Here is a 16026-nt window from a genome sequence, read left to right as displayed (position 1 = left end):
ATTAAGCCAAGAAGAGGTTGTCACAAGTTCGTAACAAATGTACGATTTCTAATAGATTCCCGGATATTATGAAGTCGATCGAAAATTCGTCAAGGGTAATTTTAAAAAATTAGTAAAATAAATAATAAAGAAACTCCTTGTTAACGTTTATACAAGGAGTCCCTTAAGTTTAATCACTGTCTAAATTTAAATCATTTGCTTGTCTTGCCAGGCTACTCGCTAAACCGACAGGAAGGTTTTGTCTTGAAAAGCGGGAAGGATCCTGGGCATTACGCACAACATTATCCAATTGAGCATTTTCACTATCTAATAGACTAAAATCTTCCCCTGTCTCTAGAGTGGCTTGAAGTGTCAAGGCATCTACTTCTTCTTGAGACATTTCTTCAGAGTTTGCTACATTAGAAGACGAGCGGTTTGCTCTACTCTGAATCGCCATAGTATTTTTTTGTTTTAATGCTTCTTCAATGTTTTCTTGAAAATCCTTCTCCAAAATCTCATCTTTCTCCCTGGAGAACCAATCCATAGGGACAGTTTGAACTCCTAGATTCACCTGAATGTCTTGTGTTGCTACACTAGAAGGTTGAGTAGAATTTGCGTTTTGATTCTTTATATTTTCAGCGGTAACGTCTTTAGCTGTTCTAACCGAATTATTTGTTGTCCCCTCTTCGTGTGGCTCATTTACATTACTGGAATCGGTATTATTGGGCTCTATATTTTTTGAAATAGAATATTCCGTTGAACTCTCGTTATTTTCGAGAAACTTACTTAATCCCTCTTCTGTCGCCTCAGAGTCATCTATGAACGTTTCACTCTCTGATTTACTGTTTTCAGTTGGCTCAGATGTATCTGAATTTGAGGAGTGCTGTTCATATCCGATAAATATATCATCTAAAAGCGTTGTTTCCTCCTGTTGAGTAGGGACTTCTGGGTCCTCAATAACATTGGTTGTAATATCCTCGGTAAATTCAGCAATCTCTACTTTTTTTTCTGTTGCTGTGTCAATCATTTCATTTTCAACATCAGAGTTTGATCCAGGAGAACTCGGTAAAAATTCTTGTAGCTCTTCCTCAGACATTACTTCCTCTGTATTTATCTCTGGATAAGTACTAGAATCTACCGATACTTCATATGCCACTGGTGTATTAGATTCATTAGTCTCTAAATGATCAAGTGCAGAAGATACTTGCGCGGCTACATCTTTATAGATCGGTAACTCTATATTTTCTTTTGCAAGCGAGTCAGTAGAGGATGACTGGTCAAGCAAGTTTTCATCTGTTACAAAGTGGGACTCATTTGATTCTTTTTCGGACAAAACATCATCGACTGCTCCATCAATATCTTGATAAATCCACTCTTCACTCATTTGAGATTCTCGAACGTTTATCCAATATGCTCCTGCTTCCTTATCTACAGTAACAATAGCTTTTTTAAATTCTTCTCTAGGAACAAAGTTAGCTAGAATCTGCTGTGCAGGTAGCGGCTTATTATTATCAACTAGTTTAACTGCACAAACAAAAGCATCCTGATAGATTAACTCACTTGGACTTAGGACGGGCATTTTTCGCTCCATGTAAGTTTTACCTGTTCGGCGTATAGGACTTTCCATTAATGGAGATACTTCTTGATCGCTCTCCCCCTCATCAAATACAATCTTTTCTCCATAAATTGAGGAAAACATTTCTGCATCCTCTTGCGTGGTATCCCCATATAAGTACTTGTTTCGTAAAGTACTAATAAGAGTCTGCATGAAAGATGATCCATACTTGTGGGATAACTGACTAGTTGTTTGTGCAACAACCGTAACAATAGCTTTATATTTTCGGGATTGGGCAGGAAAGCTTTTAAAACTATCATTTATATAGTCAGGAAATTCATCAACATAAAGAGAATGGTAAGCTGAGAGATTAGGCTTTCTTCGAAATACCGCGTTTTGCATGCTGAGAAGTACGAACTTCCCTAAAATATCAGATAACTCCGACAAGTCACCCTTAGCTGTGTTGACTAGTAATATTCCCCCATATTCTAAATGCTTATCGAAGTCGAAGTTTGATTCTCCAAACAGGACTCGGCGCATAAGTATATTCGATGCAATATCATTCAAAATGTTTCGAAGTCCTACAACGTGTTCTGACTTTTTATCCATCATTTTCTTATCGCCACGATAAGGACCGCTTGTAATTTCAATATCTTTTTGGTTTGCTCCAAATCCTTGCTTCTCACTAACGTAGGTTTCGTTAAACCATTCATCCACACCTTTTACAATTAACCAATGGTTTCTTTCATCACGATCAGTAATTTGGTTTATGTCTTCAGGTATAGTCTCCTTTAATGCTAAATGCATACGGGCGACAAGTTGAGCATCATTATACATTTCAATCAAGTTCTCAAAGCTGGCTTTCTTGTCTGGGTCATGCAGCATAAGTAAATAAATGTGCATTTTTAAATGAGCTCGTTGACTTTGCTGGAAGAAGAATTCTTGTTTTTCCCCAACTCCTTCTATTACCATGGTGAACATTTCGGCAACTTTATCAACCGGGGCATTAAAAAGATTTAATGAAGGAGTATCTGGATTTGTAGGGTCAATATAGTAAACCGCTTCTTTCGGTATGCCATGTGCAAGTACTAATTCATATACTTTGTCACACAAATCCTTTGAAGGTTCAATTACGGTAATTCCATTTAATAAAGACCCTTTTATATCTTCTGTATGGTACTTCTCTCCCTTTGCAAATAAGGCTTTAAAATTATTGATCATGTAGGTCATGTAATGAAGATCCTGATTAATCATAGGTAAAACAAGAGCGCTTGTTTTACCTGTTCCGATACTACCTATAATTAGATTATTGAGTGTTCGGTCTTTTCCTCTAAGGATAACCATTTCTCCGGATTTAGTATTAGCCCCTAGTTCAATATCAGGAAGTGGTATAGTCTTTTTCTTCTCTTGGTCGAAGAATTGACGAATTTTAGATGAAGTTTTTCTTTTCTTTTCATCCGTCATGAATAAGGAAGCAATGCTTGGAACGCTTAAGCTATATTCCCACGTTTTAAACCGCTCAATTATGTCCTTCCAATGTTGGTTACAAAAGTTTAATAACCAAAGAGTGACTGATATTGACATAATAAGTGGGATAGACAACAGAAATAGCATTAAATTATCTGTATTGGCTAAAAGTGCTTGCTCCAAAGCCATGTTTTCCATGTAGATCATTTCTTTCTTGTCATATAAAAATGGAATAAGAGAACGAACAATAGGTGCACTACCATTCCATAAAAGTTGAAAGACGATCCCAAAATACATAACCGATACAGTAAAAATACGCCAAATCATCTTTTGATATAACTGCACCTTAGTTGAGAGTATCCACATGATAATAAATATGGGAGCTGAGATAAGTAATTCAAGATGAAATGGAGTTTTTAGTGGTTGTCCGATAATAAGCGGAATAACCATGGGCTCTTTACCCCATTGTATAAGCCAAAGTGAAATGTACTTATAAAATCCTCGAAGAAAAAACCAAATGGAAAGAGACAGTAGTGTTGTTACGATAATAAACGGGTAATGTTCAGTGCGTTTCTTGTTTATCAACATAAGGAATCCTACTCCTTTCTTTTCCTTTATAAAGCAAAGGAGTTTTTCTTTCTGTTTGCATTTCTTCTATGTTTACAAAAAAGACATTATCATAGTCAATATCAAATCGAAGAATATCTTCATCCATTTGAGCCTTAGTTTCATAAATTGCCCAAATTTCCGTATCGATTCGTTCTGCCCTAATATCTTTTTTGTTTAATACAATTCTCAATTCTTTAGCACGAGAAGCAAAATAGCGTAATCGTTCTTCATCTTTCATATTTCCCTCACGCATGAAAACAGGAATTATGGTTTTAAAATTGGGATGGGCATCTTTCTTTCTGGTCACAAGCACACCTGGTTGCTCATAATCAGAATATTTACTCGTGGATTGGTTTAAAAAACTTTCCCATTTTACGAAAATGGACTCCCTATTATATCCAGTCATTCTATCAAGGTAGCTGCGTATTAATTTGAGCGAGTACACAGTTTGGTCCACCCAACCTTTACCACTACGAAGAGATCGAATCAGAGAAGAGCTAACCTCCCTTAAACGTTCTAAGGAAAGAAAGTAAACATCTATATTAGTAAGAGATTTTAATTCCCCTACTTTCAGCATTTCTTTTTTTAAGTTGCGTACTCTTCGGTCCCCTTTTCCGTATTGTCGTGTAAGGTCAATTGTATTATCTAGTTGAACAAAGATTACATGATGATGGATATTTGGATGTTCTTTCGCTAACTTGTCGTATTTCTCAAATTTCATTTCAAGGCTAGTAGTTTGTGCGCTATCCCTCTTGCCCCTCTTAATTTTCTCCGTGCGTGCATCTAATTCAATGTGAATACGATGACAGTTTAATTTAAAAGTAGCGTCAGGCATTAGAATAATATCCTCTTTATTCCGAAAAAAAAGTGGATCTTCTAGCGGATCAAGTATATATAGCCGATTATCAGGAATATTTGAATACTCGTCTCCGAACATAACAAGATTTTTATTTTCTTCAAACGTATGTTCGTGCGGATCAGCCCGAATACGCCCTTCAAATTCATTAACTTCCTTGCAAGGTAGTTCATCAAGCATACGTTCGTAATTGGAAGCTGGAAAGCTGGAAGGAATACAGGAATGAATGTAGCTCCTTATCTCTTCATCCGTGTGAGAAAAAGGCAACTTCCCTCTCGAAGCATTCATAATTAACGTTTTTCTCTTCACTTTTTGTTGCTGGGGAAAAGATTTAAAGAGATGTCCTTTCTCTCCTCCTCCAAAAAGGTATCCAGCAGCCCTTTCTTCTTCTAGAATTTGAAGAACAACTTCTTTAGTTCCAATTGAATGATCATAATTTCTTCTACCTGTAAAAAGTTGCTTATTATCTTCCTCTTCAATCCAACCCACTCTTTTAAGCAAATCAAATCCCTTTTTGCCCAAAGTAACTAAGTTTCTTTTCTCAGATCTAGCTAAGGCAATACTATATTTTGCTATTAATTGCTCTTTTTCTAATCTGATTAACTTCCCACGAAATGTGGATGAAGCAGCATCAATAAAAAGATTATAAAAACGATTAAGCTGAGATTGGGAAACCTCTCTTTGTAAGTAAAGAAAGTAAAGCATGTATAAGTCAGCTTCTATCAAATACAAACCTTCAGTACCTCTGTGTCCAGTAATATATCTCAAAGTGAAGGGCTTAATTTGAGGAACATGCTCGCTGCATAGATCAGATGTTTTTTGCATAAATAATCACGCCTTTCATTTGCTGATTCAGAGAGTAAGAAAATATGGAAACCCTTAAAAAAAAAATTAAAAACGCCAAAAAAAATATCGCAGAATTGTCGATTCTTAACTTACTCTATCAATAGTATGGGCTGTGATTATACCTGTTCGAAGACCTTTTTTTAGGTATTTAGTTAGGATTATTTTTTTATTTTTTTTTATATTGAAGTAGCAAGAACACAGGCTTTAGACCTCAACGTCCTTGTTGATAGGGTTTGTTGATAGGCACTTTTTTTCTTTTTCCTCAACATTTAACCTCAACGGTCTACATCAACTCCCCTGCTTAAAAAAACGAAAAAAAAGATGACGATAACAAAGGATAGTTATTCACTTTTTTATACAGAGAAAAAACTAAAAAAAGCATAATTGTAAGCGACATTTTTTGCTTTTTTTATTGAACAATGGGTGCAGCATAGATGAATAAGTAGGCTGTTTTTATTGCTCTAGATTAACGGATAGATTCATTTGCACCTGATAGTTTCGATGGAGTAGATAATATTATTTAGATTGAAGAAGTTTGACAAAAGAAATTATTATTTAGGTAAAGGTGGTTATTGCTGGAGATACATTTACACCTATCCCAACTCACCCCCAATTGAGTACTTCTATGGTATGTAAGTTCAAGCAAGGAGGAAAAGAGTAATTAAATGAGCGTAAGAAGTTTAAAGTAAACAAATTCCTATAGTATTCATAAAATTAAAGTGGATCACTATTGTGGTCCATTAACAGTAAATGATGATTAGATGAAAAATCCCATGATAATTTACGGTAATCCTAGCTAATTCCTAATAGTTAGCCAGAGTGAATAGAGATAAGCTTCTCAAAAAGTAATGGTACATCATAATGTACCAGTTTAATGTACCAGTAAATATTTGTACTGAATCCGTTATGTAGCAAGGAATTTGGCGTGCTTGATTTTCGTTGCATATACTGGTACAATATGGTGAACCAGTAAATTGTACCAGTATAATGTACCAGTAATAGTAGTCTTAGGTGGTGATAAAGGTGTATGATCCAACAACAGATAGCGATATAAAAAACGGAATGGATGAACTTACATACTCGAAAGAAGTTATTCGCTTTCTTAGAATGCAATTAGATGATTTTGCGATTGATTGCTTTAGAATGGTTGTTAAGTCTGGTGAGGATGGATTGTTAAAAACCAAGTGCGGGGCTTATTACCAACAGAGAAAACTATTTGATTATGCTTTTCGTGTTTTAGAAGCTCAAGGTTTTATCGAAAAAAAGAAAGTAGCAACTATGCGTCCGTATTGTTTAACTATTCGAGGGAAACAATTAGTCCAATATTTAGCTGAAGAGAAACAAATGAAGAATAGAAATGATTCAATTTAAATTAAGGGGGAAGTTAAAAATGATTACGATTGATAAAACAGGTGCATTAAAAGCTATTTTATCTCCACATATGGAATCAAAGGAACTTACTGAGGAACTTGATCGTTATCCAAAACAAACAATCATTGGATTAGGACAAGGAGGAGGAAGAATAGCTGCTGAACTATCACGTTTCGGGTTTCCTACATATTTAGTAAATAGTTCTAAATCAGATATGGAAGAGCATTCAAACCTTATACCTGAGAACCGTCGTATTCTGACAAAAAGCACGGCCTATCCGGAATTAGAAGGAACTGATAAAAATGCTGTCTTAGGGTTAGAAATTGCAAAAGAAAATGCGACGAAATACAAAGAACTGGCAATTAATGATGATGTAACAGATGCCGACTTTGTATGGGTGACTGTTTCTTTAGGTGGAGGGACTGGAAACGGAGCTTTGAAATTGGCTCTTAGCTATTTATCTCAAATACGTGAAAAAGTCAAACGTCTCCCTGATGGAAAGATACCTTTAGGAGTCATTTGTTCACTTCCTTCCAAAGACGAGAAAGGATCTGTTTACCGTAAAAATGCTTTGACTGGTATAGCTGTTCTTCAAAAGCTAATGGATGCTGGTAAGATCGGTTCTGCGTTAGTCATTGATAATGAAAAAATGAAAGATTACTATGCAAAACAACCTTTAAAAACTTATGGTGGTACTGAGATTGATGCTAAATCATATAGCAATATGGTAGTTGCAGCATTACTTGCGGAAGTTGCTTCTATTCCACTATTAAAAGGACGCGCTGTTTATGACAAGACAGAGTTTTTAAGTACTATTTCTACACCGGGATGGCTTTCTGTATCAAAGCTAATAGCTTCAGCAGATGATAATGTAGAGCAAATGGTACATGATTTATTTAATCGAAATGAAGTATTGGCTACCTACGAAATCGAAGATGTAGCATCAGGTGGAGTAGCAGTTATGTATCCTGCATCAAAAAAAATATCACCTAAAACTGCAGATGATATTTTTCGTTATACTTCTGAAATCCTTCAAACTAAAGTAAACTTGTCTATCACAACAAACAAAGAAATTAATGGAATTACTATTTACGGCCTTGCAGTTATGAGAACTCCTTCTAGTAGAGTAATAGAATTAAAAAATGAGCTTGTTGAGTGGCAGGAAAAAGAAGAGGAAGAAGAAAGAAGGAAACAACAAAAAGCAGATGCCCTGGGTCTATCGGAATTTGTGGATATTTTCAGTTCTGAGTCTTCAGAGTTTTCAACTCGTAAGCCTATCGAGAGAGAGAGCAGTAAATTGAGTTTAGACGATCTGGATGATGAATGGGATAAAAAGACAGATGAAGTTAAAAAACTATCTATTAATGACCTTAAAGATATTGATTTTTAATTGTATAGTAGAGCCAGAGTCCCTTAAATGGACTCTGGCTTTTTGATTAGTAAGAGAGAATAGTTATTATAAAGGATCTATTCATACGCAAAAAAATAAAAAACAATAAAAAAATATAATTATCAAAATAAAAAAGAGAAAAAAGGAAAGATTGCAAAGTTGTGATAATCTACACAAAAGAAAATTTAAAAAAAGAAAAGAAAGTAAAGTGTGATTCATAAATCTATAAAAAAATATAAAAAAAGAAAAAATAAAATCGTGAATATAATCCACAAGAAAAATCATCGTTTTGTTTTGTTTTATTTTCTTTTTTGTTTTTTGTGGCATGATGTTGCTGTTGGGAGCAATAATAGGCTTCTGTTTAATAAAAAAACAAAAGAATATCGTGCGATTTTTTTTATTTTACATGATTGCTTTTTATTTTCTTTTGTTTTCAAAAATAAAGAAAAGTATCGCTAGCTTTGTTAAAATGATTTTATTACTACTCGACTTAATAGTGTTGAGCAACCACTTAATAAATGAATTCTTAAGAGAGGTGTTTTTAATGTCCGAAGAAAGGGATATTAAACAAACTGTTTCCGAAAACGATGAGATTGAGAAGACGATCGTTGAAAAAAATTATAATGAAATGAAAGAACTTATTAAGAAAATTTTTAAGGATGATCCTCTTTTTAATGAATGTCAGGTAGAGGAAAGAACGCGAGATAAGTTGTTTCCAAAGTTTTTAGGTGAACTATCTACTTCGCTGGAATATAGAGTTCCTGACATAGCGCATTATATTGAGCGGTCTCAATCTAACATAAGATACTATCTTACAAGTTTGCCTAGCTATATAGGTGTTGCACGATCAGGATCTTCCTATCGTCTTAAATATGATGGTGTCTATCGGGTTTATTTAATATGTATGTATATAAGAGATCTAGGCAAAGGTCTATCTGACATAAAGATTAAGTTAGGCGAAGATGCGTTTCTGATTGAGGCAGAACGACCTAAAAAATTACCGCCTGTTGATGTAGGTGTTTTAAATAAGAAAATTGATCGCTTAAATCAATTTAATGTAGGGAATTTACATTTAAGCCTCACTGTTTATAAAAATCTGCTTGCACTTCAGGAGAAAAGTGATCGACTTAACCGATTAAAAAGTGAGGTGAAAGACTATGATTTTAAGACTAAGCTTAATACTATTAAAATAGAATCTTTAAAATTACAAAAAGACCAAGCTGAGCGTGAATTAGACAGCAGCAAAAGAATTGCTCAGCAAATGTTGATAAATGAGAAGCGACTAGCTTTAGAAAATGAGAAGAAGAAGAGTGCTGGATTTTTTTCTCGTTGGAAAAGTGTAATAGTAGAGCAGAATGAAATAACTCAGCCTAGTGAAGAAGAGATTCAGAACACGGAAATCGTTCAAGAGCGTATAAAGCAGTTAAAAGATATCGAAAGTCAACTTAAGGACTTCCCCGAACTGACTTATAGTACTGATGCCTCTAAGCAACGAATTGCACAGCTTGAAGAAGAAGTATCAGTAATAAAACAACAATTGGAAGAGTCATTTCGTTATATGACCGAATACCAAAGAGATTTAATAGATAATTCAGGGATGTCTATTGAGAACTGGTTGGAAGATATTCCAGATGAGTTATTAGAAGCAGAAAAAAAGAGTTGATTTTAGAAAAAAGGTCTTGCATAAATTTGAAAAGTCATCATAATTTCATCAACCAACACTTTTTAAGTAGTTTCCTAATAGGGAGACTGCTTTTTTTATGAAATTTTTTAGAGTATTTAGCGTATAAAATCGCAACAAAAATAATCAAAGAAAAAAGGGGAGTAGATTGTTTATGTCAGAGGATCTTTTAAAACTTGTACCTGAACCTATGGAGGATGATGTAAATACCCAGGTTCCACCTTTCAAAAATCTAGAAGAAGAATCAAATATAAGAATCAACTTAAAAGAAACTTCAACGCCTTTATTCCTTGAAAAGCCACGAAAACATTATAATGCTGGACGGAATAGAAAAAGGATTATCGTTGTAGGATCATCTGGAAAAGGAGGCACTGGCAAATCAACAACTAGTGTCCTAATGGCTCTGGCTTACCAGAAGAAAAATGATAATACGGTAATTGTTGATTTTGATCTTCCAATTGGAGATGTACCCACTATGCTTGGCATGAGTTATGAAAGGAGTATAAGTGATTTTTACGATGTTCCTGATGACTTATCCGATGAAAAAGTGAGAGAGAATCTATTGCTGACTTATCATAATGGATTAAAAGTATTGCCCGCTCTTAGAGACCTACAAGACATGTCTCTTGTTAATACGGGCTGGTTTGTTGAAAAACTGATCCACCATCTTAAAAGCTTTGATGTAATTGTAGTTGATACAGGACCGAATTTTGAGGAAGCAACACTGAAGCTTTTCGAAATGGCGACAGATATAGTTTATGTGACGGATGATTATGAGACTACTTTCCATAACATTTACCAAGGCCGTTGTTTGCTTGAGTATTCGGGCGTAGATGTGTCAAAAATCCGCTTAGCGGTTAATCGCTCCCAAGATAGTAAGCAAGAACGGGTATCATTCATTTCTAATACAACAGCCATTCAAAATGTGTTTTTTTTACCGTATGTTAAAGAGATGCCTAATCTAGTTGATAGCAAAGACTATAATGTCTTAAAACAAAAAAATCATTTCTATAATCAATCCTTAGAAAAGTTAATGGAGCATCTTACTCCAGAACTTTACGGTACTGGAATGAATATAGAAGAGGATAAAAGACAGCCTGGCTTTTTTGCGAGGTTATTTAAAAGAGGTGTGAAGAAATGACACCACTGGTTGTTCCAGTTGTGATTTATATTGTGTATCACATATTCAACGTATATATGGACTGTAGATACCGTATTACAAAAAATTGGTGGCATTTATGTTTTTTGATAGTGGGAGCTATATATATCTATACATCGGGAGCATATTCTGCTTGGTATACACCATGGGCTGCTTTCTTTACAGCTTTAATATTTGGCTTGTTACTAGAAGTATTACGTCAATCCTCACCAGGAGATACAAAGATGATGGCCGTATCCGCTTTTTTAATAACGGGGGCATTACCAAGCGTGTTCTTTTTACATATTGGAATAGGAGTGGTAATTTTTCATCTCCTCTTATTCATTTTGTACACTTACGGTTACTTAATAGTGAAGATAGGACCAGTCAATACACTTAAGGAACAAATTAATACTGTCAAAACAATCCTTATGCCTGGTATGCCGATTGATAATACTCGAATTTTTGATCACTTTCCTGGTGCCACAACCATTATGGGTGGAGGATTACTGTATATCGCAGTAAGTGTATTATATATATTTTAAAATTGCTGAATTAGGTGAGATGTTATTTTGAAATTCAAAAGTGAAAGGATGTAGTAGAAGTGGAAAAAAAGCGTTTTTCAAGCAAACAAATTCAAATTGCGGCACTTGTTAGCTTTTGTGTAAGTGCTGGCTTACTGATACTATTCGGGGTTTATTCATATTTAAATGAAGATACACATGAAAAAGAGCAGGGAAAGGTTGCTGCTGAAACCGTAGACAAAGAAACAAGAAAAGTGGTTTTCGATGCATATGCCACTTCTCGTGGTAGCGGTATTTATATTGAAAAAACAGAGCTTGGTGATGATTATGCTGTACTTGATTACTACAAAAGTTATAAAGAATTTAAAGAAGGTGTAGATGCTACCAATATTACAGAAAAACAATATAAAGAGCATTGGACTGGATATGATCGCTATAAGCGTATGCCTTTAGAAGATTCAGTGTTTTTATTTTTAGAGTATCCAGAACTGCAAGATGTCCAAATCAACTATGCTTTTGGAAATGTTAAATTCAAAGCAAACGTGGACCGAACAAGGCTTGAGAAGTTTTTAAATCTTAAATTCCCTAAAAAAAGGGATGCTGTATGGGAAGAGAAGAGTTTAGGAGTTATTTATGATCTTAAAACAGTAAATAAGTTTTCTAAAGAATTCGTTAACGCCAAAAAGTGAAACCAAAATTAAAAACAATAGCCCTGTTAATGTACAGCAGGGCTATTTTAAATCTTAGAAAGGAATGGGATAATGCCTTCTGTATTTATTTTGGCTGAAAAGCCAATGGCAGCTGAAAAGCTTGCTTCACCATATCCACATAAGAAAAAAGAGGGTTATTTTGAAATTATGCCTTGCCCCACTTTTCCGAAAGGAGCCTATATTGGTTATTGTATTGGTCATTTAATTGAATTATGTGAACCAGCAGATTACAATCCTGAATTAAAAAAATGGTCGTTACAATCCCTGCCTATCATGCCAAGCCAATATAAGTACCGGGTGTCAGATGGGAAGCAGAAAATTCTCAATGTAATTCGTCAATTGTTAAAGGACCCCAATATCAAAGAGACGGTTGTGGCTACAGACGCAGGAAGGGAAGGTTCCAATATAGCGCATAGTGTATTGAACTTTATTGGTGATCGAAAACCACGCCGTCGTCTTTGGATTAGTTCTCTTACACAATCTGCTGTTAAGAAAGGATTTGAAGAATTAAGAGACGGAAAACAGGATCTTCTTTATTATGAGGAGGCAAAGTCTCGTCAAATAAGCGATTGGCTAGTAGGAATAAACTTAACTAGAGCTCTTACTCTTCTTTTATTGGAAAAAGGAATAAGTAAACATTTCGCTAAATCTTTCGGATCTAGTACTCTCTTTAGTGTAGGACGAGTACAATCCCCTGTATTAAAAATGATTGTCGATCGTGAAAAAGAAATTCAGCAATTTAAAAGTACCCCTTTTTGGACGATTAAATCCACCTTTAAGATTGGTGAACACACATATGAAGGTAAATGGTTTAATAAAACAGTGGATCGCTTTACAGAGAAGGAAGCAGCTAATCATATGGCCTCTCGTTTAAAGGGGAAACTTGCTGTTATTCAATCAATAGAAAAAGAAAGAATAACGCAAAAGCCTCCACAATTTTTCAATTTATCGTCATTACAGGTCGAAGCTAATAAACAATATTCATATACATCTGCTCGAACTTTAGAGATTGCTCAATCTTTATACGTAAGAGGGTATTTAAGTTATCCGAGAAGTGATAGTGCATATATCACAGCGGACGAAGCGGCAGAATTCCCACAAATTTTACAAGGTCTTTATACTACTTATCCAGAGTATGCTGCTTTTTTTCCGTTGCCTGTGAAAGATTTATCTACTGATGTGCGGTATACCAATCCTAAGCTTGTAAGTGATCATCATGCTATTTTGCCGACTGAGCAAGTGCCTAAACCCGGATCACTTTCTAAAGATGAAATGAATATTTACGATCTGGTTGTTCGTCGCTTAATTGCTGCACACTCGTTACCAGCTACTATAGACCAAACAAAAATTATTACGGTTACAGAGGGTGAAACTTTTCTTTCACAAGGGAAAGTTACAATAGAAGAGGGTTTTCAACGTGTATTACTAAGCAATGAAAAAAAACAGAAAAAAAACAAAGAAAACAACGAAGAAGAGCTATCTTTGCCTCCGGTTGAAAAAGGCTTAACAGGTCTGTGTCAACATCTAGGAGTTAATGAGGCTAAGACAAAGCCGCCAGCGAGGTTTACACCAGGAACGCTTATCAACATAATGAAGCACCCAACAAGATTCATGGAAATTTCGAATTGGGAAGATGAGAACTTGTTAAATAATACTTCTCTTCTATCTCTTGGAACAGAGTCAACTCGTTCTGGAATTTTAGAGAAGCTTCGAAAAGAAGAGCTGTATTATATTAAGTCTAATAAGGTTTATGCCTCCGAAAAAGGAATTCTTCTCATTGAAGCTTTAGGAAATGGAATGATACTCTGTTCGCCAGAATTGACTGCAAAATGGGAGCTAGTATTGAGTAAAATCGGAAAAGGAGAGTTTGACTCCAAACGATTTATTGATGAGAGTAGGAAATTGACTATCAGATTGATTGAGCAGTTGAAGGAAGAAGCGAACAATTGGGATTTTGCAAAATTGATAACAAAAGTTGAGGAAAAAAGCAACTTAGGAACATGTCCAAAATGCAAGAAAGGAAATGTACAAAACAAAGGAAGCTTTTTTGGATGTAGTGCTTATAAAGAAATTGGATGTACCTTTTCGATCAATCGCAAAGTAGCCAGTAAAGAAATTAGTGAAACACAAATAAGAAAGTTATTGGAATCAGGTAAAACCGATTTGTTGAAGGGGTTTAAAGGAAACGCTGGAAATACTTTTGATGCAATTTTAGAGTGGAACGATGCAAAACAAAGTTTGAGCTTTAAATTTCCTGAAAAGAAAAGAAATAATGCTAAGATTCTATCTGTGTGTTGTCCTTTTTGTAGCAAAGAACTTGTTCAATTTGAGAAAGGGTATGCCTGTTCTGGTGCAAAATTAAATAAATGTTCATTTAGCATGAGCCGATATTTTCTTGGTTCTGAGATTACAGTAAACCAGCTAACTAAATTAGTAACTCAGGGTCAGACAGACACGATTACTGTAAAAAAAGATGGAAAGACAAAAAAGATGAAGTTAAAATATCTGAAAGAAGAGAAAAAGGTTCAATTTTTATATGTAAATTAAATTTTTAACCCCTGTTGGTAATGGAGTCTTCCCCCATCAGGGGTATTACTTGTTGAAAAGATTATAAAAAAGAAAAATTCACTCTTCACACAAGTCTATATGCCCTACATAATATCCACGAATGATAAAACTTGGCTGGTTTAATACACATTGTAGTTTAAATAGCTTATTAAAATGAAAGGCAGGTGAAAAGCAGGTGAAAGCAGGCTGTTAAAAATGCAAAAGCCTGTGCTGCTGTAAAGATGACCAAAACAGATCAACATAGTCCTTCACTCAGAGAAATAGCAGAAAAGATATCAGCTTCAAAAAAATCATGTGAGCTATATGTTCTTATGAGTAAGGCCGCCTTGAAAGTCGAGTCACAATTCATGGTACCACTAAGGTTTTCAATATATGAGGGAACAATCAACGTATTCGTGCATGAGTATCATTCTGTTTATCGGAAAAATGTGGATGATCTGGTGAATGAACTATCAGAAATTGATGAAGAGCATAGAAAAGTAAATGTACTTTCCGATCAACTAATAACCTTCTTTATTAATGGAGAAAGATTAGAACATGCACTGGATGCTTGATAATAATTTAAAGGAGGGAAAAGGAAATCAACAGTAATTTAGTAATGTTGATTTAATTCATATGCTAAAACGTTATATTGATAAATTTGTGCTAAATAAACAAGTACCAAATGAGATATATACTCTTGCGTTGCCGAATGGAGATACTCTTTCCATGTCAGTTAAAGAGACTGTAGACCGGATTTATGCTGAAGGTAAAGGCAATGAAGTTAAAAAGACTTTAAAAGTTACCTTTGCTAGAAATTTAGAAATGGCAAAGGTCTTAGAAATCTTTGAGAGTTTAGCTTTTCAATTTATGCTAGATGATTATGGAAAACAGTCATCCGGAAGTGTAAAAAAGATTCTTGAAGAAGCAATTCGTCGACGAAATCACTTATTTCTTCATCTAGAGAGTGAGGAGAGGGGAACAGAATATTTTGAAGTGGTATTTGTTCCTAAAAATGAACACGAACCTTTTATTTTTATAAATAATGAAAATAGGAGTGAGGAGACTCACTATAGTAAGAAGGCATTTATTGAGAAGATAATGACAATAGAACCGTACATTGTTGAAGTGATTTAAGGTCCATTATTCTTGTTCTATACCTCTAAAAAGAAAGTAGTAAATTAAAGTTGTTGCTGATATAATGAAGGAAGTTACACTTTCTTTTATTACTTTTTATTTAACCACTTTAACAATATAGACCTTTCGGGTTTTAGATCTTTCAGCAACAGCTGTATATCTATTTCTCGAAAGGTCTTTTTTGTATTTTAAGAGAATAGGGGGCTGTAATGAATC

The 16026-nt window shown here is 34.7% G+C and carries 11 protein-coding genes; 9 read left to right on the top strand and 2 right to left on the bottom strand.

The window, feature by feature from the left end:
- Positions 1 to 169 precede the first annotated feature (169 nt).
- Positions 170 to 3589 carry a TraM recognition domain-containing protein gene (locus tag ACH0BF_RS19530; RefSeq protein ID WP_406910073.1) on the bottom strand — a complete coding sequence of 1140 codons (3420 nt, stop codon included), beginning with the start codon at positions 3587 to 3589 and terminating at the stop codon, positions 170 to 172.
- Positions 3564 to 5291, bottom strand: a complete 1728-nt coding sequence (locus tag ACH0BF_RS19525; RefSeq protein ID WP_406910072.1) for a hypothetical protein — start codon at positions 5289 to 5291, stop codon at positions 3564 to 3566. Before ACH0BF_RS19525 ends, ACH0BF_RS19530 begins: the two co-directional genes overlap by 26 nt.
- A gap of 1044 nt (positions 5292 to 6335) precedes the next feature.
- Between ACH0BF_RS19525 and ACH0BF_RS19520 the strand changes: the two genes are divergently transcribed.
- The 9 genes from ACH0BF_RS19520 to ACH0BF_RS19480 all read left to right on the top strand — a co-directional run bounded on the left by ACH0BF_RS19520 (position 6336) and on the right by ACH0BF_RS19480 (position 15810).
- Positions 6336 to 6683, top strand: a complete 348-nt coding sequence (locus ACH0BF_RS19520; RefSeq protein ID WP_406910071.1) for a hypothetical protein — start codon at positions 6336 to 6338, stop codon at positions 6681 to 6683.
- Between the two features lie 19 nt (positions 6684 to 6702).
- Positions 6703 to 8073, top strand: a complete 1371-nt coding sequence (locus ACH0BF_RS19515) for an FtsZ/tubulin family protein (protein WP_406910070.1) — start codon at positions 6703 to 6705, stop codon at positions 8071 to 8073.
- A gap of 337 nt (positions 8074 to 8410) precedes the next feature.
- Complete coding sequence (locus ACH0BF_RS19510) at positions 8411 to 9736, top strand: hypothetical protein (protein ID WP_406910069.1); 1326 nt, start codon at positions 8411 to 8413, stop codon at positions 9734 to 9736.
- Between the two features lie 172 nt (positions 9737 to 9908).
- The gene (locus ACH0BF_RS19505) at positions 9909 to 10895 is read left to right on the top strand and encodes a CpaE/TadZ family protein (protein ID WP_406910068.1); all 987 of its coding nucleotides are present in this window, start codon (positions 9909 to 9911) and stop codon (positions 10893 to 10895) included.
- A 104-nt stretch (positions 10896 to 10999) separates the two neighbouring features.
- Entirely contained in the window at positions 11000 to 11437 is a 438-nt protein-coding gene (locus ACH0BF_RS19500; RefSeq protein ID WP_406910067.1) for a hypothetical protein, read from the top strand.
- Positions 11438 to 11496: 59 nt separating this feature from the next.
- Entirely contained in the window at positions 11497 to 12105 is a 609-nt protein-coding gene (locus tag ACH0BF_RS19495) for a hypothetical protein (protein WP_406910066.1), read from the top strand.
- Positions 12106 to 12177: 72 nt separating this feature from the next.
- Positions 12178 to 14673: a type IA DNA topoisomerase gene (locus tag ACH0BF_RS19490; RefSeq protein ID WP_406910065.1), complete on the top strand. Its 2496-nt coding sequence runs from the start codon at positions 12178 to 12180 to the stop codon at positions 14671 to 14673.
- A 347-nt stretch (positions 14674 to 15020) separates the two neighbouring features.
- Positions 15021 to 15248, top strand: coding sequence for a hypothetical protein (locus tag ACH0BF_RS19485; RefSeq protein ID WP_406910064.1), 228 nt, complete (start codon positions 15021 to 15023; stop codon positions 15246 to 15248).
- Positions 15249 to 15402: 154 nt separating this feature from the next.
- Entirely contained in the window at positions 15403 to 15810 is a 408-nt protein-coding gene (locus ACH0BF_RS19480; protein ID WP_406910063.1) for a hypothetical protein, read from the top strand.
- Positions 15811 to 16026: the final 216 nt, after the last annotated feature.

This window comes from Pseudobacillus sp. 179-B 2D1 NHS (genome assembly GCF_045370945.1).
In the GTDB taxonomy this organism is placed as follows: domain Bacteria; phylum Bacillota; class Bacilli; order Bacillales; family Domibacillaceae; genus Pseudobacillus.
This window is presented reverse-complemented; position numbering and strand designations above follow the sequence as displayed.

What these genes read in the sequence shown, in the direction of transcription:
- ACH0BF_RS19530 (WP_406910073.1), bottom strand. Translation starts at nt 3,589, where the DNA reads ATGTTGATAAACAAGAAACGCACTGAACATTACCCGTTTATTATCGTA.
- ACH0BF_RS19525 (WP_406910072.1), bottom strand. Translation starts at nt 5,291, where the DNA reads ATGCAAAAAACATCTGATCTATGCAGCGAGCATGTTCCTCAAATTAAG.
- ACH0BF_RS19515 (WP_406910070.1), top strand. Translation starts at nt 6,703, where the DNA reads ATGATTACGATTGATAAAACAGGTGCATTAAAAGCTATTTTATCTCCA.
- ACH0BF_RS19490 (WP_406910065.1), top strand. Translation starts at nt 12,178, where the DNA reads ATGCCTTCTGTATTTATTTTGGCTGAAAAGCCAATGGCAGCTGAAAAG.
- ACH0BF_RS19505 (WP_406910068.1), top strand. Translation starts at nt 9,909, where the DNA reads ATGTCAGAGGATCTTTTAAAACTTGTACCTGAACCTATGGAGGATGAT.
- ACH0BF_RS19480 (WP_406910063.1), top strand. Translation starts at nt 15,403, where the DNA reads ATGTCAGTTAAAGAGACTGTAGACCGGATTTATGCTGAAGGTAAAGGC.